Annotated in this window: 15 protein-coding genes and 1 pseudogene; 2 read left to right on the top strand and 14 right to left on the bottom strand. The window is 36.9% G+C overall.

Translation table 11 applies throughout. The features are described from left to right. Positions 1-459: 459 nt before the first annotated feature. From GFJ36_RS18465 to GFJ36_RS18500, 9 genes are all read right to left on the bottom strand, one after another. The gene (locus GFJ36_RS18465) at positions 460-807 is read right to left on the bottom strand and encodes a hypothetical protein (RefSeq protein ID WP_137014375.1); all 348 of its coding nucleotides are present in this window, start codon (positions 805-807) and stop codon (positions 460-462) included. 31 nt (positions 808-838) lie between these two features. Beyond that, positions 839-1,000 (bottom strand): hypothetical protein, encoded by a 162-nt coding sequence (locus tag GFJ36_RS29200; RefSeq protein WP_088064148.1) that lies wholly within the window; start codon positions 998-1,000, stop codon positions 839-841. A 192-nt stretch (positions 1,001-1,192) separates the two neighbouring features. Continuing rightward, on the bottom strand, positions 1,193-2,038 hold the full coding sequence (locus tag GFJ36_RS18470) for an exonuclease (RefSeq protein ID WP_157349705.1): 846 nt from the start codon (positions 2,036-2,038) through the stop codon (positions 1,193-1,195). Positions 2,039-2,226: 188 nt separating this feature from the next. Then, a complete protein-coding gene (gene cspB, locus GFJ36_RS18475) occupies positions 2,227-2,427 on the bottom strand; it encodes a cold shock-like protein CspB (protein ID WP_001179147.1) in 201 nt (66 codons plus the stop codon). Positions 2,428-2,643: 216 nt separating this feature from the next. Beyond that, positions 2,644-3,543: a WD40/YVTN/BNR-like repeat-containing protein gene (locus GFJ36_RS18480; protein WP_088064150.1), complete on the bottom strand. Its 900-nt coding sequence runs from the start codon at positions 3,541-3,543 to the stop codon at positions 2,644-2,646. A 16-nt stretch (positions 3,544-3,559) separates the two neighbouring features. Beyond that, positions 3,560-4,003, bottom strand: coding sequence for a flavodoxin (locus GFJ36_RS18485; protein WP_001062763.1), 444 nt, complete (start codon positions 4,001-4,003; stop codon positions 3,560-3,562). Positions 4,004-4,142: 139 nt separating this feature from the next. After that, positions 4,143-4,763, bottom strand: coding sequence for an acetate uptake transporter (locus GFJ36_RS18490; protein WP_000070936.1), 621 nt, complete (start codon positions 4,761-4,763; stop codon positions 4,143-4,145). An 86-nt stretch (positions 4,764-4,849) separates the two neighbouring features. Further along, complete coding sequence (locus GFJ36_RS18495) at positions 4,850-5,245, bottom strand: NUDIX hydrolase (RefSeq protein WP_088064151.1); 396 nt, start codon at positions 5,243-5,245, stop codon at positions 4,850-4,852. Further along, positions 5,242-5,583 (bottom strand): ASCH domain-containing protein, encoded by a 342-nt coding sequence (locus tag GFJ36_RS18500; protein ID WP_097889890.1) that lies wholly within the window; start codon positions 5,581-5,583, stop codon positions 5,242-5,244. The genes GFJ36_RS18495 and GFJ36_RS18500 overlap by 4 nt, the downstream gene beginning before the upstream one ends. A gap of 140 nt (positions 5,584-5,723) precedes the next feature. Here GFJ36_RS18500 and GFJ36_RS18505 point away from each other — a divergent pair, with 140 nt between their 5' ends. Continuing rightward, positions 5,724-6,281: a CatB-related O-acetyltransferase gene (locus tag GFJ36_RS18505; RefSeq protein WP_097889891.1), complete on the top strand. Its 558-nt coding sequence runs from the start codon at positions 5,724-5,726 to the stop codon at positions 6,279-6,281. A gap of 47 nt (positions 6,282-6,328) precedes the next feature. On the opposite strand, the pseudogene GFJ36_RS18510 reads toward GFJ36_RS18505, so the two are convergent. Next, positions 6,329-13,801, bottom strand: a pseudogene (locus GFJ36_RS18510) (DUF7507 domain-containing protein). 116 nt (positions 13,802-13,917) lie between these two features. On the opposite strand from GFJ36_RS18510, the gene GFJ36_RS18515 reads away from it, so the two are divergent. Further along, a complete protein-coding gene (locus GFJ36_RS18515) occupies positions 13,918-14,667 on the top strand; it encodes a (S)-benzoin forming benzil reductase (protein WP_088064154.1) in 750 nt (249 codons plus the stop codon). A gap of 35 nt (positions 14,668-14,702) precedes the next feature. On the opposite strand, the gene GFJ36_RS18520 is transcribed toward GFJ36_RS18515, so the two are convergent. The 4 genes from GFJ36_RS18520 to GFJ36_RS18535 all read right to left on the bottom strand — a co-directional run bounded on the left by GFJ36_RS18520 (position 14,703) and on the right by GFJ36_RS18535 (position 19,525). Next, positions 14,703-15,536: a GNAT family N-acetyltransferase gene (locus GFJ36_RS18520; protein ID WP_046954603.1), complete on the bottom strand. Its 834-nt coding sequence runs from the start codon at positions 15,534-15,536 to the stop codon at positions 14,703-14,705. Positions 15,537-15,602: 66 nt separating this feature from the next. Then, complete coding sequence (gene argH, locus GFJ36_RS18525; protein WP_097889893.1) at positions 15,603-17,129, bottom strand: argininosuccinate lyase; 1,527 nt, start codon at positions 17,127-17,129, stop codon at positions 15,603-15,605. A gap of 236 nt (positions 17,130-17,365) precedes the next feature. Further along, positions 17,366-18,475, bottom strand: coding sequence for a serine hydrolase (locus GFJ36_RS18530; protein ID WP_097889894.1), 1,110 nt, complete (start codon positions 18,473-18,475; stop codon positions 17,366-17,368). Positions 18,476-18,592: 117 nt separating this feature from the next. Next, positions 18,593-19,525 carry a nucleoside hydrolase gene (locus GFJ36_RS18535; protein ID WP_097889895.1) on the bottom strand — a complete coding sequence of 311 codons (933 nt, stop codon included), beginning with the start codon at positions 19,523-19,525 and terminating at the stop codon, positions 18,593-18,595. Positions 19,526-19,583: the final 58 nt, after the last annotated feature.

The raw sequence follows: 19,583 nt of genomic DNA on the forward strand, positions 1-19,583 counted from the left end.
CAAGATGTGATTGAGCGGATTGAGAATAAGCAACAGTATTCTTACGATCCGAACGGGATTGAATAAAGTGAAACTTTAATCAGTGGGGGTTTTGTTCACCCCCACTGATTATCAGCCCTCACCAATCGGGCTTTTACGGGCAGTCGATCCCCCACCTAACTTCTTTGCTTCAGCTGAATTTTAAGGTGGGGGGTCTTACTGCCCGTTAATGCGGGATAAATCCTTCCATATAACTATTTTTACTGAGCGCTGTTAACAAACGCTCTTTTATTTGGGACATAATTGACAGTTATATAAAAAAACCGATTCTTCTAAGAATCGGTTTTTCTGCTTTAAAACAAAATATGCTTATTTTTAATCCAAGATAACAATTGTTGCAAAATCCAGTAGATTCCTTCCTTGTTGTACAAGTGTATTTCCATTAGAGTAGTCACTATGTATATTGGTAAAATGAAAATTTCACTTCACTACCTCAAATTTATTGTACTCGTAAAAAGATAATTGAAAACGATATTCTGGATGCTCTCTCACCCAATCGTAAGCTTCTTCTAAAATATCCATTTTGTTTTGTAAGTCATTAAGTTCACTACATTCGTCCCTTTTCTGTTTGCACAGAGGGCAGAATCCATTCACTATTTCGGCACTCTTCGCCCTAATAGTTTTACTTTCTAAGTCAACTACTAGACGAAGAAGAAGAGAATGCTCTTCTTTTGTAGTCACGGTCATTTCAGCAATCCCATCCTCATTCCAAAAGACTCCGTTTAATTCCATCTTTACGGCGACGTCTTTAATATCCAAGTCTATCACCATCACACCTCCCTTGTATAAAACTCATATTTTACTCTTCGATTTTAACCTTTAATACACCATGATTTAAAGATATATTAAGCGTTTTCCAATTTTTCTTCTTTGCTATGAAAGGAAGTGTAATTACTGCTAATAGCGTGGTAAATATTATCCCAAAAACTAAAACTGTTACAATGTTAAAGATTGCTTCCATTTAACTCTACCCTCTTTCATTTCTATGGGCTCTAATTTTATGAATGTATTTAAAAATTCTTACCACACCTTAATTTTCAAAGCAATTATAATGGCCCAATCACAACAAATCAATTCCTATTTAATATGAATACTTTATTCATCCATCAGTACAATGACGTTAAATTTATGTAGCTAGAAATAGAGGAGAATGTCATTTAACCTCTACATTCTCCTCCATCTCAGCCAAATACCTAATCTGCCTTTCCGCTTTTCTCACCGCCGTAGGAAAATGCTTTTTCAGAAGTGCTATTGTAGCTTCACTTATATAATATCTTTCCGTTATACTTTCCCACGTGTCACTATTTTCAAATGCACTCCAAACGAAAGGACGCTCTGTATTTTTTCTCATTTCTTTAAATACCCATTTTCGCATCTTTTTTTTCGCTTTTTCTGTTAGTTTTCCGTTCTCTACAAGTTCAAGCTCACCATGTCTTTTGTACCGTTTATGAATGTCTCTCTCGCTATATACTTTAAGAAGTATATTCACTGTATTCTCAGCATCCGCTAAAGCTCGGTGCTGCTTCCCTTCCCACGTTAAACCGAGCTGTTCTACTGCAAATTGTAAACTTGGTGTATGCTCAAATAACTCTTCATACGCTTGGAAAACAAACTTCTGCAAATCAAATTTGCTCTCTTTTTCCATACATGGGCATTCTACACCGTGTAACGTACAATCATGAGATAAAAAACGATAATCTTCTCTTCCCCATGAAACAAATACAGAGTCTTCTCCGATAAATTGAATAAATTTCTCTATAGTTTGCGGAAATTTCTCCACACCAATTAAATCTTCCTTTGTAATTCCCGTTAATTTTGTCGTATGACGAGTGAGTCGTGCACTCGGCTTTACTAACTCCGAAAATTCTCCAATTACCTTCATTGTACTTGCTTCTATTTTTACAGCTCCGATATCAACTATCTCTGACGGATCTTCTGATTTATACGGCCTGAAATTTCTCTCTATATCGAACACAATAAAATGTGTAGCGTTTTCCAATTTATTTACCTCTTTCTAAATTCCTTTTCACACACATACTCTATTTTCAGTATTTATTTATTCATACACTTTATGCATGAAATACTTCGTCTAATAAACGAAAATTTAATCTCATTATTATATGTACATAGGAGGTTATTCAATAAAAATGCAAAAAAAAGAAGGGCAAGCCCTTCTTTTTTCCGTAATTACTTCTTGTTAACGTTTGTAGCTTGAGGTCCACGGTTACCTTGTTCTACTTCGAAAGTAACTTCTTGACCTTCTTCTAAAGATTTGAAGCCGTCGCCTTGGATAGCTGAGAAATGAACGAATACGTCTTCTCCGCCTTCAACCTCGATGAAACCGAAACCTTTTTCTGCGTTAAACCATTTTACTTTACCGTTTTGCATTTAAAAAATCCTCCTACAATGTACCTATATGTACATATTCATTTTCAACCACTTTACAATAATACTTCAAACATTAAAAAACTGCAACCCCAGAGGAGATTTAACATTGCTATCCTCCTCGGAAGTTACAGCTCATTTAAATCTCTATATTATTAAAAGTAAAATGGTTTAAAGTAACTATATCATATCAATATAATAAAAGTAAAGTTTTTTTTGCTATATAATTTTTTTCTTCCACTGCATCGCTTTTGATTCACCTGATCCAGCTACAACATAACCCTCTTTTTGGTTAACGATGCGCCAGCCATGCCCTTTAACTGAGTCACATACTGTAACAAGTCCTTCTTCTAAAAGTACACGACAAACCGTACTAATCCCCGCCTTATTTTGCGTTGACGTTGTATATAGCACATGTTGATCTACACTCAAGGCTAAATAGCTACTTGCTTTCTGCTCACTTTGACATGTGTGCCAATATGTTTTTTCACTCTCAATACTTTCATCTATTTTACAAAAAGAAATATTCCCGCTAATCCCCTTGCACGATCCACTCGCTGCTACTATATAAGAATTGTGTACAGTCAACGCTGAGATCATCTGATTCATCACGATTTTAATCCTCTTTAATTTACGTGTCTCCAAATTAAAGAGCCAAACCCCACCATATTTAGCATGTATTTTCGTACCGATAAATAAGTAATGTTTATATAAAAATAACGATCGAATAGATGGTGCCCCGCCACCATACTCAAGAAATGGATGAATGGTTTCCCATGTCGAACCAAAATCATTAGAACGATACAACGTTTTATCTCCATGAGCAATGACTGTTCCTTGTACATTACTACACACATTCCAACTCGTTGCTTTTGTTGGAAAACGCTGAACCGTCCAGTTCTCTCCACCATTCATACTACGAATAAAAATCCCTTCGTCACCTACACCATACACTACATTATCTTCGCTATGTAAATCCCTAATTCGTTTTTGAAAACCTTTTAATATTTGTTTCCATTCTCCGTCTCGTTCAATAAATAAGCCATTATATGTAGTAGCTAACATAAGTTTTCCATCTCTTAACTTTGTAATAGCGGTCGCACTTAACATTGTCTCCACGTTGACACTCCCATTCTTAGAACTTCTCAGCAAATGCAATTGCAAAATTACTGCATTTTTCAACATCCTCTTCATCTTCTGGAGCTAGTTCGATTTTCAATCCTTCTTGTACAAGCTCTGCACCGCGTTCTACAAGTCTTTCTTCAAATATCGTTACCGCTTCACAAAATAGTTCATACGCCGTATCACCTGATCCGAATACCGCTACTTTCTTTCCTGATAAATCTATATTTTCTAAGTCCTCATGGAAATCTTCCGCCTCAAACGGTAATTCACCATCGCCCCACGTATAAGATCCTAAAATGATTCCATCATAGGCTAATAATTCTTCAGCATCCATGCCTTCCATTTCTTGCAATACTACTTCATGATCAAAAGCATCTAAACTAACTTTTATTAAATCAGCAATACTCTCTGTATTTCCTGACATACTTGCATAAGCTATTAAAATTTTTGCCACTTCGGCATCCCCCTCTCATAATAAATGATTCTCATTCTCATTATATTAATAATGATAATCAATTTCAATTGTATTTTTCATTTTTATTTATTCCATATAAAAAAGCACAGATGACTATACAATCACCTGTGCTTTTTTATTACTTTTTAAAAATACCAAACGGCTTTCCAACTGGTAATACAACTTTACCGAAGTGTGTATTTAACACTGCTGCTGCTGAACCATAGAAAGATAATAATGAAATACATAGTTCAGAATACGCTGCTAAATTATGCATTGCATGTGGCATAACACCTAAAGTACTTAATGAAAGACCAATAAATAAGAAATCAATAAGGACGAAAATCATAAATAATACTTTATGTGTTTCCATTGCACCAATTGTCATAAAGATTGTGAAAATCAAATATCCAATAAAGGCTACACCCAGCTGTTTTGAATCTGCAGCTTGTGCTAATTTTTCGCCAAATACTCCAAGTTGAATTAACCAAGTCATTCCAACACCTAACCAAAATAGGCCGTATGCACCGAATGCTGTTGTACCGAACGTATTGTTATGCTTTGCATCGTGAATGCACGCAAAGATTTGTGCAAATCCTCCTAAAAAGATTGCCCACGGTAATACAAGTGAAACGCCATCTGTTAAGCCTAACTTTTGAGATGATGCTACAAGTGTTACCATCGCTAATCCAAATAGACCAATTCCAGATGGATCTGCTGTTGTCATTTTCACATGATGTGTAGTTGTTTGATTGCTCATATAAACCTCCTGATTATAAACATACTCGAATACAATACTTAAATCAGAAGGCTATGTCAATGGTTTTTTTTGTATGTTGTCAGACCTTACTTTTTATAATGATTACATATACTTCCGACCACTTCATACGGTTTTATATTCACTTTCTCCAACTCGTGTATCGGCAACCATAATGGAATATAACTCCCTCTATCTTTCATTTCGAATTCTTCAGCTTTACCACTTCCGAAAACTCCACCTACAATATGGGCATTAAAATAATACTCCGTTCCCTTATACTCCACCTTTGCAATGAGATGCTCCACTTTTATATGTACCCCTAACTCTTCATAAGCCTCTCGCTTCGTTGCCTCTTCAGGTGTTTCTCCTTCTTCAATTCCTCCTCCCGGAAAAACATAATATATTTCTCCTTCTCGGATACGTTTTATAAGTACGATTTTCCCTTCCTGCACAATGATAGCCGCGCCGCGATTTCTTATCATTTTATTACCTCAATACGAATCGCAACTGTTCCCCACTTTTCTTCTTGTTCTTTCGTATATATTTTGTATGTACTTTCTAGCATTTCCTCTAAACTATCATTTTCACAATCCAATAATTTGTGATCAATTTGTTCGTACATCGCTTTAAAGCTTTCGTATCGTTTTATTTCCGTTACTTTGGCAGTCATCGTTTCCTCTGTCGTAAGGTGCGTAAATACAATATGATCGCCTTGTTTTATAAGTTGACGTTTTGCATCGTATAAACGTACTTCATATACTTTTTTTCCTAATTGAATTGATTGAAAAGGTTTATTATATAATCCCATTTCGTATATCATTCATTCCACTCCTTTTTTATGCATTACGCCTACTACTATTTTTGTGCATTACCAATTCATACAACACAGTTCGACTTATTCCAAGTTGCATATAATGTTCCATATCCATTACTTGCTTTAGAGAGGATGCTAAATTTGTTATGTTATTTTTAAATCAAAAACCTGAATATAATAAATATGATATTGGTGATTATACTTATAGTAAAGTAGGTCCAACCATTTTTTCTTGGAATGATGAAACAAAATTAAAAATAGGTAAGTTTTGTTCATTAGGAGAAGAAGTCGTTTTTATACTTGGCGGTGAACATCGCGCAGACTGGATAACGACATACCCATTTAATGCATTTTTTAATGAAGGAGCACATATTACTGGTCATCCTTCTTCAAAAGGTGACATCGTAGTCGGCAACGATGTATGGATTGGTTATCAATCCTGCATTTTATCTGGTGTTACAATTGGTAACGGAGCCATTATTGGGGCAAAGAGTGTTGTTACAAAAGACGTACCTCCATATGCAATTGCAGCTGGTAATCCTGCAAAATTTGTTCGATATCGTTTCCCGCAAGAAACGATTGACAAGCTAGAAAAACTCGCATGGTGGGATTGGGATATTTCTGTTATAAAAGGAGCCATTCCATTTCTACTTTCCAACAAAATCAACGAGTTTTTTACCTCACCGGAAAATGAATCTATGTGATTAATACAAAAAGAGCATCCTATTCTTTCAGGATGCTCTTTTTGTTTTTATTTCTTATGTTCGTGCAAATGATTACACGGAGAACATTGAAATGGAATTTTATCTAAGCAATTAAAGTTTGTTTCACAAATTTGTTCGATCGTTGGGACGAACGGTATGACCACAATATTACTTTCTATTATTTGTGTAACAGGCGGTAACACTGTACCTACTTGATGTTCGAAGCGAATACTCGCTTGATTTATATAATTTCCTGAACCACTTGGCGCGCTCTGAACTACTACTTGGAACGAGACTGTGCGTGCTTCACCTGGATTTAAACTTCCTATAAGAAATCCTGATATTGGGTTTACATTTGGCACTGGCGTATTATCAACCGTTACACTTCAAAGGACAAATTGAACACTACTATCTAACATATCTTGAAAACGAATATTTTGTATCGCTGTATCTCCCGTATTTGTAATAACTGTCGTAAACGTAATAACATCTCCTATTGTTGCTGTTTGATGGTCTGCCACTTTTACAACAGTCGTTGAGACATTTTGAGGAATAAACGGGATAACAACTGTATTGCTATCGCCTTCAACTACTACAGCCGGTTCATTTGGATTCACAATTGCAAGCCCACTCGCCGTAGCTGTATTTGTAACTAAGTTATTTATTTGCCCTCCTGTTATTACAACTTGGAAATTAATAATTGCTGCATCATTTGGCTGAAAATTACCTAACGGAATACCTGTATTCGGGTTGGCAAATGGAAAAGGTACATCATTTACCGTTACCGAGCCATTTATAAATAACGTATTCGGATCAATGATATCTGTTAAAACAATATTCGTCACAGGAACTGTACTATCATTTATAACAGCAATTCCGTAAGTGACAACATCTCCTACCATCGCTACTTCAAAATCCGCTCCTTTTGCAACAAATAAGATTGCCGTATTTACCGTCACTATAACTGTATTGCTCGTATCCATCACTGTAACTGGCGGTTCTCCTGGTACTAAAATATATTCTGCTAACGCCCCAGCAAGGTTCACTACTGTACCACCATCTGGAAAACTTGTAATCGTAGCTTCATATGTTACAAGTGCCGTCTCACCCACTGGGATGTCTGGTATCGTAAATCCAGCCTGTAGATTTAACCCTGGTTGCGGAACTCCATTTATCGTTACACTATTTGGAACAAACTCAGCTTCCTGAGATAACACGTCTATAAATTGAACATTCATCGCATCAGCCGTACCAGTATTTAATATACGAACAGTATACGTTACCGTTTCTCCCACTCCAACAATCGGATGATCTACTTCTTTCAGCATATCTAAACTACCTCGATTTACTGGTGTGACTGTCGTATTACTTGAGTTCGTAATTGTAAACGGTGGTTCTCCTGGAATCAATTCGAAATCACCAGTTACTCTCGCTGTATTCATAATGCTACTAGAAGGCGGAATTGCGATTACATTTACTTCAAATGTAATTAATATACTGTCCCCTACTGCAAGATCTGGTAATGAAAAGCCTACAAATGGATCTAAACCTACTTGCGAAATTCCATTTATTTGTACACTTCCAGGAATGAATTCTAAACTAGGTGACGGAACATCGATAAACTGAACATTCGTCGCTAATACCGTTCCCGTATTTGTAACTTGCACACTATAAGTTAACGTATCCCCTAATCGTGTTGCTTGCTTATTTACGGTTTTTATAACATTAAATCTCCCTCTATTTACCCTTGTTATTGTCGTATTACTCGGTTCAGTTACTACAACCGGCGGCTCTCCTGGTACTAAAGTAAAGCTTCCTGTTATATTTGCAACGTTCGTAATGGTTCCTGATGACGGGATGTTTGTAACTGTCGCTTGAAACGTCACGATAACTGTTTCTCCAACTGGTATATCTCCAACTCCAAAGCCAGTAATCGGATTTAAGTTTGGTTGCGGGGCTCCATTTATCGTTACACTACTTGGTACAAATGACGCTCCTGCTGAAATCGTATCAATAAACTGAACATCATTAGCTGTTACTGTTCCTGTATTCGTTATTTGAACTGTATACGTTAATACATCTCCAACGAGAGTAGCAGCCCTATTTACTTGTTTAATAACATTAAATCGTCCTCTATTTACAGTTGTAAGTGTTGTATTGCTCGGTTGGTTTACTACAACTGGTGGTTCTCCTGGTACTAATATAAAGCTTCCCGTAATATTTGCAGTATTAGCAATTGTTCCGTTTGATGGAACACTGACAACTGTTACTTGGAACGTAACTTCTACACTTTCACCTGGGCTTATATCTGGAAGCGGGAATCCATTATTAGGATTGAATCCAGGTTGTAGCACACCATCTATCGTTACACTATCTGGTATAAATGTGATCGAGGACGGTAATACATCACTATATTGAACATTTGTCGCTACCACTGTACCTGTATTTTGAACTATTGTTGTATATGTGATTGTATCACCTACTGCAACAACCGGCTGACTTACTGATTTTAAAACATTTAAACCGGGTTCATTAATTTCTGTTAATGTCGTATTACTTGTTGTTGTTTCTGTAATAGGCGGCTCTGTTTCACTTACAGCAAATGTAGCTGTAACGTCTACAAAGTTAACAATCGTTCCCCCCTCAGGTATGCTCGTAACCACTTCCTGATATGTGACAAGTACAAAATCATCTACAGGGATATCTGGAACTGTAAAGCCAATGAAAGGATCTAATCCTGGTGCCGGCACCCCATTTATGCTCACACTTCCCGGTACAAATGCTACACCGGCGGAAGTTGTATCTATAAATTTAACATTCGTTGCTGCCACTGTACCGAAATTAAAGATTAATACATCATACGTTAATATTTCTCCAACCGTCGCTACCTCTTTATCGACTAGTTTTAATGGAAATATAGACGCTATATTAATTGTCGTAACGACTAAATTCGTTAATATCGTTTCCGTAATTGGTGGTTCCTGCGGATTTGGTTGTGAAGTAAATGTAACATCTGCATCATTTAATATGACTTCATTATCTGGAATCTCCGTAATCGTCACTTGGAACGTCACAGCAATATTTGCACCTGCATTTAATAACGGACTAACTGGAAATCCTGTTTCTGGATTTAAGCCAAGTTGCTGCGCCCCACCTATCGTTACACTATTTGCTACAAATATCGTTCCTTCTGGTATGACATCTTGAAAGAACACATCTGTAACTGGTATAATTCCTACGTTTGAAATTAGCACAGTATACGTTAATACATCCCCAACCGCTCCAGCAGCAACATCAACTGTTTTTGTTGCTGTTACTTCACCAGGAGGAGGTAACGGTATCGTAACTACTGTCGTATTACTTGAATTGGTTGTTGTTACAGGGGGCTGTAAAGGATTTAATAAAAAAGTAGCTGTTGCAGATGCCGTGTTTAATACGGCTCCGCGCGTGGATGGCGCAACTACTGTTACTTGGAACGTTACAGTCAATGATGTTCCAGCAGCAATATTAGGAAGCGTAAAACCTATATTTGGATCAAATCCAGGTTGAGGCGTTCCATTTATCGTTACGCTATTTGCTACAAATGTTGTTTCTGGAGCAATTGAATCAATGAAGGAAACATTCGTTGCTGTTACTGTGCCGTTATTTCGAATGACTACAGAATACGTGTAAGTCTCTCCAAGTGCAGCTTGTTGTACAGATGAAGATTTTTGTATATTTAATCGAGCAGTGTTTACTTGCGTCACAACGAAATTACTATTCGTAACAGTCGTTATTGGAGGGTTTGCTGGATTTATAAGAAAACTTGCAGTAACGTTCGATTGGTTTCTTATATTTCCACCGCTCGGAACACTCGTCACTGTAACTTGAAACGTAATCGTAGATGTTTGCCCGACCGGAATATTTGGTACTGGGAAACCTACCATAGGATTCGCGCCTTGCTGAACAACTCCATTTATCGTCACACTATTTGCTACAAACGCAGTACCAGACGGAATTGGATCTTGAAAAATAATATTCGTTGCAGGAACAGTTCCTGTATTTTGAATAAGAATCGTATACGTTAACGTATCTCCTACTCCTGCTTGTGGTGTATTTACACTCTTCATTACATTAAGTGATCCTACATTCACTCGCGTCACAACAATGTTACTAATCGTTACAATTGTAACTGGTGGCTGGAGAGGACTTACTTGGAAATCAGCAGTTACATTCGCATTATTCGGAAGAACTCTATTTGGTGGTACACTCGTAATCGTCACTTGAAAAGTAACTGTTACCATCCCTCCTACCGGAATGTTAGCAAGTGGAAATCCAATTATTGGGCTTAAACCTGGTTGAGGCGTTCCATTTATCGTTACACTATTTGCTACAAACGTTGTTCCAGATGGAATCGGATCAACGAATGATACATTTGTCGCTGCTACTGTTCCACTATTTTGTATACGAATTGTATACGTTAGCGTATCTCCTACACCTGCTTCAGTAGCACTTACACTTTTTATTACATTTAGCCCTGAAGAATTCACCACTGTATTAACAGTATTACTTGGCACCGTTACAGTAATTGGTGGCTCTGTTGGATTTACAAGAAAATCTCCAGTTACATTCGCATTATTTACAACATTATTTCCTTGAGGAATTTCATCAATTAATACTTCAAACGTAACAATTACACTCGCGCCAGTAGGCAAATTATTTAATAAGAATCCAAGTTCTGGATCTGCCCCTTCTTGTAAAACACCATTAACAACTACACTGTTTTCAATAAATAATGTCCCTTGTGGAATTGAATCTTGAAAAAATACATTTGTAGCTGGTACACTACCTGCATTTATGATTTCAATTGTATATACTAAAACATCCCCTACCGTTGCAACATTCGTATTCACTGATTTCACAACTTCAAAGTTCCCTGATTGTACTGTTGTATTCACAATGTTACTCGGAACATTGATTGTTACTGGTGGTTCACTCGGGTTCACTTGAAAACTCGCTGTTACATTTGCTTGATTTAAAATATCTTCATTTTCTGGATCCTGTACAATTAATACGTCAAATGTGACTACAACTGTTTGAGCCGCAGGAATATTCGGAAGAGAGAATCCTGTATTCGGATTCAAACCACTTTGCGATACTCCATTAACGGTTACAGAATTTGCAACGAAAGAAACCGCTGAAGAGATAATGTCTTGGAAAAATACATTTGTTAACGGAACGTTTCCTGTATTTTGAACGGCAATTGTGTATGTTAAAGTATCCCCTACTGCCGCTTGCGTTGTATTCACTTCTTTTATTACATTTAAACCGCCTGTATTAACTTGTGTCACAACTGTATTCGTTTGTCTATTAATCGTCACTGGTGGTTGATTCGGAATAACGACGAAATTAGCAGATACATTTCCACGATTCGCAATCGTACCTCCTGATGGCGTAGATGTCACTCGGACTTGAAAACGCACTGTCCTACTTCCACCTGGAGAAATATTTGCTACCGCAAACCCAGTCGAAGGATTTGCTCCTGGTTGTGAAACCCCATCTACAGTTACACTATTTGCGATAAAAGTTGTTCCAATTGGAATTGGATCTTGAAAAATAACATTTGTCGCAAGTACATTTCCGGCATTCTCAATTGTAATAGTGTACGTAAGAACGTCATTCACTGTCGCAAAAGCTCTATCCACTGCTTTTCTCGTTCTTATATCAGCTACATTAATTGTAGTAAATACAGTGTTACTTGTCGCCTGTCCTGAAATTGGTTGTTGACCAGGTACTGGAGTAAAGTTAAATGTTACACTCGCACGATTTGGAATTGGATTTACAAGCGGATTAGATGTTACTCGAACTTGAAAACGCACTACCGTCGTTTGCGAAGCATTAATACTTCCTAGATTAATACTACTTGCTGGATTTGCTCCTGGACGTGCTACCCCATTTACCGTGACACTATTTGGAACAAATGTTGTGCCACCAGGGATACTATCAACAAAAACAACATTATTTGCAGTGACATTTCCATTATTCGTCACATTAACTGTGTATGTTAATACATCATTAAGGGTTGCTGTCTGTAAATCTACAGATTTTTGCATACTTATAGTTGCTTGATTCACTGTCGTTTGTACTGAATTTGAAGAAGACATACTTGTAATTGGTGGACTACCGACGAAAGGACGGAATTGATATGACACCATTGCGCGATTCGGAATAGGATTTGGGTTCGGAAACGATGTTATTCGCACTTGAAATGTAACAACTCTTTGCGCGTTAGTTGGGATTGTGCCTAAATTAATTCCATTAGCAGGGTTCGCATTCGGCTGTGTTACTCCACCTACCGTTACACTACCTGTAACAAACGTCGTTCCGTTCGGAATACTATCTTGTAATATAACATTTTCTGCACTTCCCGTACCTGTATTAGGAACTGTAATTGTGTAGGTAAGAATATCTCCAACTCCTGCAACTGTTCTATTGACCGATTTAACAGGATTAATAATTGGCCCCGTTGCATCAATTTGAACCCCAAAACCAGCTGCAGCATATCCATCTCCATTAGTAACGAATCGAACCGTTGCTGACGTTTGATTATTTACTAATGATGCAGAGGCATTTACATTTGTAATATCCCACCCTTGTCTTCGGACGGCTAAAGCTATCCCTAAAGGCTGATTCAAATCTCCAAACGTTCCAGTTGTATCTAACTCTCCAATATCGTTACAAATTTGTGACTGAAAAAAATTATTTGCGGGGTTTCTCGGGCCGGATAATGCAACTGTAGTATTTGCATTCGGTCCAAAACGAAGTTGATCTCCAACAATGTTAGAATCACCTTCTTGAGCAGTTACGAGCACCCGTCCTGTTACAGCTCCTGTGGCTGGAGTAGCAAATCCTGAAATAGTAGCATCCACTGGTGGTGATGAAGCATCGATAATTTCTTGACCTGCATAAACTGATAAATTCCGAAGTGGCAAACTAGCATTTTGATACACAACCTCAAGCGTCCATCCAGCCGAACGACTAATAGTTGGATCAGATGAAGTTCTTGCAGCTGGCACAGCCCCGGTTGTATATGTGCCTGCCCCACCCGCACTAACAAGATTCGTTACATTGGCAGAGCGCGCATAATAAAACTGATTCCCTACTGAACCTTGCTGCGCAGTAGCAGGATCTGGCGTAACAGAAAAAGTCCCAGCCGGTGTTGTAAATGTAATATTATCATTTAAAAACGGTAAAACATCTTCCGTATCAGTCCGGAAAGTACCAGCCCAAACTAATTCTGCATATAACACACTACTTCCCGCTGGAAGATTTAAAATTGCACTTGAAGAATTCAATTGCCATTCATCTGTTGTCCCTACCGGGAATCCTGGTACTTGTAGCGCTGTATTTACTGTCGTAAACACAGCAAGTGTACCAAAAATATTACCTGGTGCAGGTGATGTAGGGCTAAGCCCTAACGTATTCCCAGTGAACGTGACGGCACCAGGTACTGTTGTTGTAAAACGATTTATAAAAGGCACACAATCATCTCATTTCAATTATAGTAAAAAGTGCTCTATACTATAAAATGTAGACAAACTATGCAATGTACTTTGTCCAACAAAATTCCGCACATACGAGAGGAGCTTACTACACTATGCGCTATGTTATCGTAACAGGAACTTCACAAGGTTTAGGTGAGGCAATTGCCGCACAATTGTTAGAAGAAAACACGAGTATCATCTCTATTTCTAGAAGAGAAAATAAAGAGCTTACGAAACTTGCACAGCAATATAACAGCAATTGTGTTTTCCACTCCTTAGATCTTCAAGATGTACATAATTTAGAAACGAACTTTAACGAAATCATTTCATCCATTCAAGAAGACACTGTATCATCTATTCATTTAATTAATAACGCTGGTACACTCGCACCAATGAGACCAATAGAAAAAGCTGAAAGCGAACTACTCATTACGAATGTTCAAATTAATTTACTTGCACCGATGATCCTTACCTCCACTTTCATGAAACATACGAAAGACTGGAAAGTAGATAAACGTGTTATAAACATTTCATCTGGTGCAGGGAAAAATCCTTATTTCGGATGGGGCGCTTATTGCACGACGAAAGCTGGTGTAAATATGTTTACACAGTGCGTAGCAACCGAAGAAGCAGAAAAAGAATATCCAGTAAAAATCGTCTCTTTTGCACCTGGTGTTGTTGACACAAGTATGCAAGCACAAATTCGTGAAACAAATAAAGAAGATTTCATAAATTTAGACCGCTTCATCGCACTAAAAGAAGAAGGAAAACTATTGTCACCTGAATACGTTGCGAAAGCAATTCGTAACTTACTAGAAACTGAGAATTTCCCGCAAGGTGAAGTCATTCGAATTGATGAATAACAAAAAGGCATGCTCTAATAGCGTGCCTTTTCATTTTATTTCTCTAAAAATATAAGTATAGACTCCGCAATTTGTTCATAACCAATTTCTTGATAAATTTTATTAGACGTAGGATTCGCTAGATCAGTATATAACGTAGTCGTCTTATACCCTTCATCTAACATACGTTGACTAAGTGCACCGACACAACTAGATGCATATCCTTTTTTCCGTTCTTCTTTCGGCGTATATACGAAATTAACTGTTATATTGTTTGTAGTCGGTCTCGTTTTTGCAGCTACAGATACAAGCTTCCCATCTACTTCTAAACCAAATAGACGACGGTTCGTAATTAATGTATGAGCGGTTTGGGTCGCTTCTTCTTTCGTAGTAGGCAAATTCACATCTTCGCAAAATTGATATATCCACTGTTCTATTAATGGTAGCTCATCACTACTTACTTCTCGAAATACTCCATCTCCGTTCCACTTTTTCTTCACTTGTTTTAATTCATATATACCTTGCTCCATTGCAACAGTAGTTTTCTTATTTTCTAACACTGCAATCTCTTCCGCTAATCTCTGTACCATTTTCTTATTACCAATCAATCCAGGAACATTTGGATATACTTCTGCTAATCTTTTTGCAAGTTCCACAATTTCCTCTTCCATCATTTCAGACGTAGCAACAATGATTTGTTTCTTCTCTTCTGTTTGAAGAAATACAACTTTAATTTCTTCTCTTTGTTTTGCTACTCCCATAAATATCGGTTGTTGAACCATTTGTAATACACCTAATATGAGATTATTTTCCTGCTCATTCTTTTCTAAAAATGGTGTAACCTCTTTTTTAAAAGTAAGAATCTCTTCATATACATGTAATTGAATCATCGACAATCTCTTCTCTCTATTTATAGTTTCATTAAGTATTGGCGATTAATTCATTAAATTCCTCTTTTACGATTCAATAATATTCGAAACTAACGTATTTAAATCATTTTCCGCTTGTAAAATTCTCTGTTTTTCCTTTTCAAATACCTCTTCTTCTTTTTGAAATGACTCTTTTCGATTGTTAATCATGCGCTCCATTTCTTTTTTACTCGGTCCACCGTATACATTTCTTTTTTGTATAAAAGCTTCTGGTGATACAATTTCTTCCCACTCTTTTTCTAATAATTTTATTTTAAATTTTTCTTGTAAGTATATATTTACATCTTTTACATGTAATTCATGCAGCTCTTTTTTTTGCTCCAATGACATATTCGCAATAACACTCGCTGCATGATGCGCATGCCGAAATGGAATGCTATAGTTTTTTGTTAAAACATCTGCGAAATCAGTTATCGTAATTGCATGTTTATAAGAACGACTCTTCAACGTTTCTTCTTCTACTTTCATCGTTCGAATAACTGCATTCATAATACAAAAAACACGAATGGTCTTTTCAATCCCTTTATATAAATACGGCTGCAGGTCATCTTCCGTATCGACAATATCACCAAATGGAGTATTATGAATCATTTGAAATACTGTAAATGCTTCTCCTAAAGCACTACTCGTAATCGCACGGGCGTGTTCAATGGAAACTGGATTTCGCTTTTGCGGCATAATGCTACTTATTTGTACATATGGCTTTGCGACAGTAATACCATCATATTCTTTCGTCGCTAATAGTAAGAAATCATGGATCCATCTACTCGTATTCGTCATAATTACCATAAGTAACGAGCTAACTTCTAATAAATAATCCGCTCCAGCAACAGCATCATATGAGTTCTCAATTACATTTGTAAACCCAAGTAAATTGGCAACTCGCTCTCGTTTAATTGGGAAACTTGTTGTAGAAAGAGCGGCAGCTCCCATTGGAGATTGGTTTAAAAGTTTGTACGTTCGTTTCATTCGTTCTAAATCTCTTTGCATCGTATCATAAATCGCTAACGTATAATGACCAAATGTTGTGGGCTGTGCTGGTTGTGTATGTGTATAAGCTGGCATAATCGTTTCCTTATGATCATCGGCAAGTTGTAATATACTTTCTTGCAATAATAAATGATGTTCCATTAATCGTAATACATATCTTCTTAAACTCATGCGATACATCGTTACACCCATATCATTTCTACTTCTACCAATATGCATATTACTTACAAAATCGCTTTTCGCTTCTTGAGAAATTAAATGTTCCACTAAAAAAAAGAGATCTTCATGCCGCTCTGTATAGAGCAATTGCTCTTCTGGAATTCCCTCTACCTTTTTTAATGCGTGTAGTATAACTTTAGCTTCTTCCTTTTTCATTAAATTTTCTTCAGTCAGCATCGTGATATGCGCTTTATGCACTTGAAACATATCTTTCAATAAGTAATTTCGCTGAAAATGAAATACATGTTGTAATACGCAATCTACATATGTTTTTCCAGGGAAATCAGCGCCTTCACTCTTTATAAACTCTTCTTTACTTTGTTTCATCACCTTTTCCCCTCTCACCTAAGTATTACTACCCATCATACCCAGAGATAGGAAAAAAGTGCTTGTACATAAAGTGAAACTTTAATCAGTGGGGGTTTTCTTCATTCTCCCACTGATTATTAGTTGAACCAATCGGGCTTTTACGGGCAGTCGATCCCCCACCTAACTTCTTTGCTTCAGCTGAATTTTGAGGTGGGGGTCTTACTGCCCATTAAAGCGGGATAAAAATAAACTCGGTGCTCTCTGCACCGAGTTTACTTAATAAAAGTCGCATCATACTTATCACTTTGCAGCACTTGGAAATGTAAGTTCGCTAAATGTTTCCGTATTTCTGCACTGTCGTCCTCATTTAAATTATTTGCTAAAAACACTATTTCTGTACAATTCCCGCGTTTATCCATCGCATAAACTGCTTTTGTAACTGTCCATGGCGTATAGCCATTTTTTTGCCCTGCATGTCTAAATGTTTTACGATATTTTTTAGCACTCATATCTGTTTCAACGATATTCGCCCACACTTTTTCTTCGGCTTCTGTTAGGCCACCTTTATGATTTGCCTTTTGAAGCAGTACCATATAATCGTTTGCAGAAGCTGCTGGTAATCGATCTGACCAAATTTTATCGTAACGTTCCTCTAAATAAAGAGGAATTTCCTTCTGTAATAATGGCCCCTTCTTCTTTAAGCGTTCATGTATAATCATCGCATATTCACGATATTGCTCTTGAGACATCTCTTTTAACTTTTTCTCTATTTTATATTTCGGAACATGTAATTCTTTATGCAAATATCCAGGGATGTATAAAGATGAAACAATCGGAAATAGCGGCTGATGTGCTGGAAGCGATAAACTTTGTAAATTACGATTAATATTATCTAATCCTAACACTTCCATCAAATATTCAGCATTCGCATTCGAACTAAACTTAACCATTCCTTTTGCCACTTCTTCTAAAGAAACTGCCCCTTCTGTTATCTTTTCTGTCTTTTGCAAATACCTTTGCCATCTATCTTGTGCACCGCCATCTGTATTCGGCACATAATAACGATTTATATCATTAATGGAAACGAAACTAGACGGATCAATTTTCCCTTCCGTAACTTGTTTCGTATATTCAAGCGCCACAATTAACTTCATCGTACTAGCAACTGGCAATACAACATTTGGATTTACAGAATAAACAACTTTATCATTTCTCTTCACGAGAAGGGCACTATTTTTTTCATCTTTATGTTCTTCAATAAAGGATGCGATATACTGTGCATCATCATTATTTGAACTCCACACTTTTTTCACTAAAAAATTACCCGATATTAGCAAAACGAAAATACCCACAATCACTGCGCATACTATAGTTTTTTTCAAGTAAAATTCCTCTCCTATTGTATAACTCTTCTCTATCTATCTCTTTCAAACAAAATAATGGAGATGATTATTTTAGTAATCATCTCCATTATTTTAACTTGTATTCTCCTATTATGTCTACGTCATAATTTTCACGAAGTCTTCGAGAAATTTTTTATAATGTAATGACCAACCAATTCGCACCCAATTCTTTAAGGATTTTGCATCAGGTTGAGGACGAAAATCAGCAATACTTTCTCCTTTTGCAATCCCTACTGTATCTACATCGACACGGCGGTATACATAGTCCAAAATAGACGGATTTGCCGCAACCATCATTGTGACAACGTCATGCACTGGACTTCCTTTTATTTTCGGATTTAGCTTTCTATAAGCTTTATAATAATACGTAAAAATCGGTTCAATTAATTTATTAAAATTCGTTTTAGAATGTTTCGTAATGTAATTCACCATCTCTGGCGTAATAATTGCTTCAGATGTAACGTTAAGTGGCACTAATGTCACATTCTTGGCGTTTTGCATAACTAATTGTGACGCAATCGGATCACCATGAAAATTCGCCTCTGCAACTGGTGTAACATTTCCAGGCATTAAGAAAGAACCACCCATTATATAATATTCTTTCACATACTTCATCATCGGCTTTTCTAAAATAAATGCTGTCGCTAGTGTCGTTGACCTGCCTGCATCGACAATGATTAATTCTCCTTTATATTTTTCAAGAATATCAAAAAAAGCACAAAAAGGTTTTATATTTGGTGAAAAAGCTTTTGGAGGTTTAATTGGCCCTAAACCGTCTGCCCCATGAATTTCTGGATAATACGTTGTAACATCTCCGGATAAAGGAATTTTCGCACCATTAATAACAGGTATATCTTCCCGTCCTGCCATTTGTAGCAAATATGCTGCATTACTTGTCGCCTTTTCTTGTGTTACATTTCCATATCCGGTTACAACACCAACAATATCAATATCAGGATGCATAATTCCGTACATGATGGCTAAAGAGTCATCAATTCCTGGGTCTCCCAAAAATAATACTTTTTTCATCGACCTCAACTCCATCCCCTCAATTGTTATTAATTTATGAATAACCTTACATATACAG

Origin of the sequence: Bacillus sp. EE-W1 (assembly GCF_009760835.1) — a bacterium.
Classification (GTDB): domain Bacteria; phylum Bacillota; class Bacilli; order Bacillales; family Bacillaceae_G; genus Bacillus_A; species Bacillus_A wiedmannii.

Bases quoted from the DNA above. Each gene is read 5' to 3' on its own strand.
- GFJ36_RS18535 (WP_097889895.1), bottom strand. From the start codon at position 19,525: ATGAAAAAAGTATTATTTTTGGGAGACCCAGGAATTGATGACTCTTTA.
- GFJ36_RS18500 (WP_097889890.1), bottom strand. From the start codon at position 5,583: ATGATATACGAAATGGGATTATATAATAAACCTTTTCAATCAATTCAA.
- GFJ36_RS18515 (WP_088064154.1), top strand. From the start codon at position 13,918: ATGCGCTATGTTATCGTAACAGGAACTTCACAAGGTTTAGGTGAGGCA.
- GFJ36_RS18495 (WP_088064151.1), bottom strand. From the start codon at position 5,245: ATGATAAGAAATCGCGGCGCGGCTATCATTGTGCAGGAAGGGAAAATC.
- GFJ36_RS18490 (WP_000070936.1), bottom strand. From the start codon at position 4,763: ATGAGCAATCAAACAACTACACATCATGTGAAAATGACAACAGCAGAT.
- GFJ36_RS18505 (WP_097889891.1), top strand. From the start codon at position 5,724: ATGTTATTTTTAAATCAAAAACCTGAATATAATAAATATGATATTGGT.
- GFJ36_RS18520 (WP_046954603.1), bottom strand. From the start codon at position 15,536: ATGATTCAATTACATGTATATGAAGAGATTCTTACTTTTAAAAAAGAG.
- cspB (WP_001179147.1), bottom strand. From the start codon at position 2,427: ATGCAAAACGGTAAAGTAAAATGGTTTAACGCAGAAAAAGGTTTCGGT.
- GFJ36_RS29200 (WP_088064148.1), bottom strand. From the start codon at position 1,000: ATGGAAGCAATCTTTAACATTGTAACAGTTTTAGTTTTTGGGATAATA.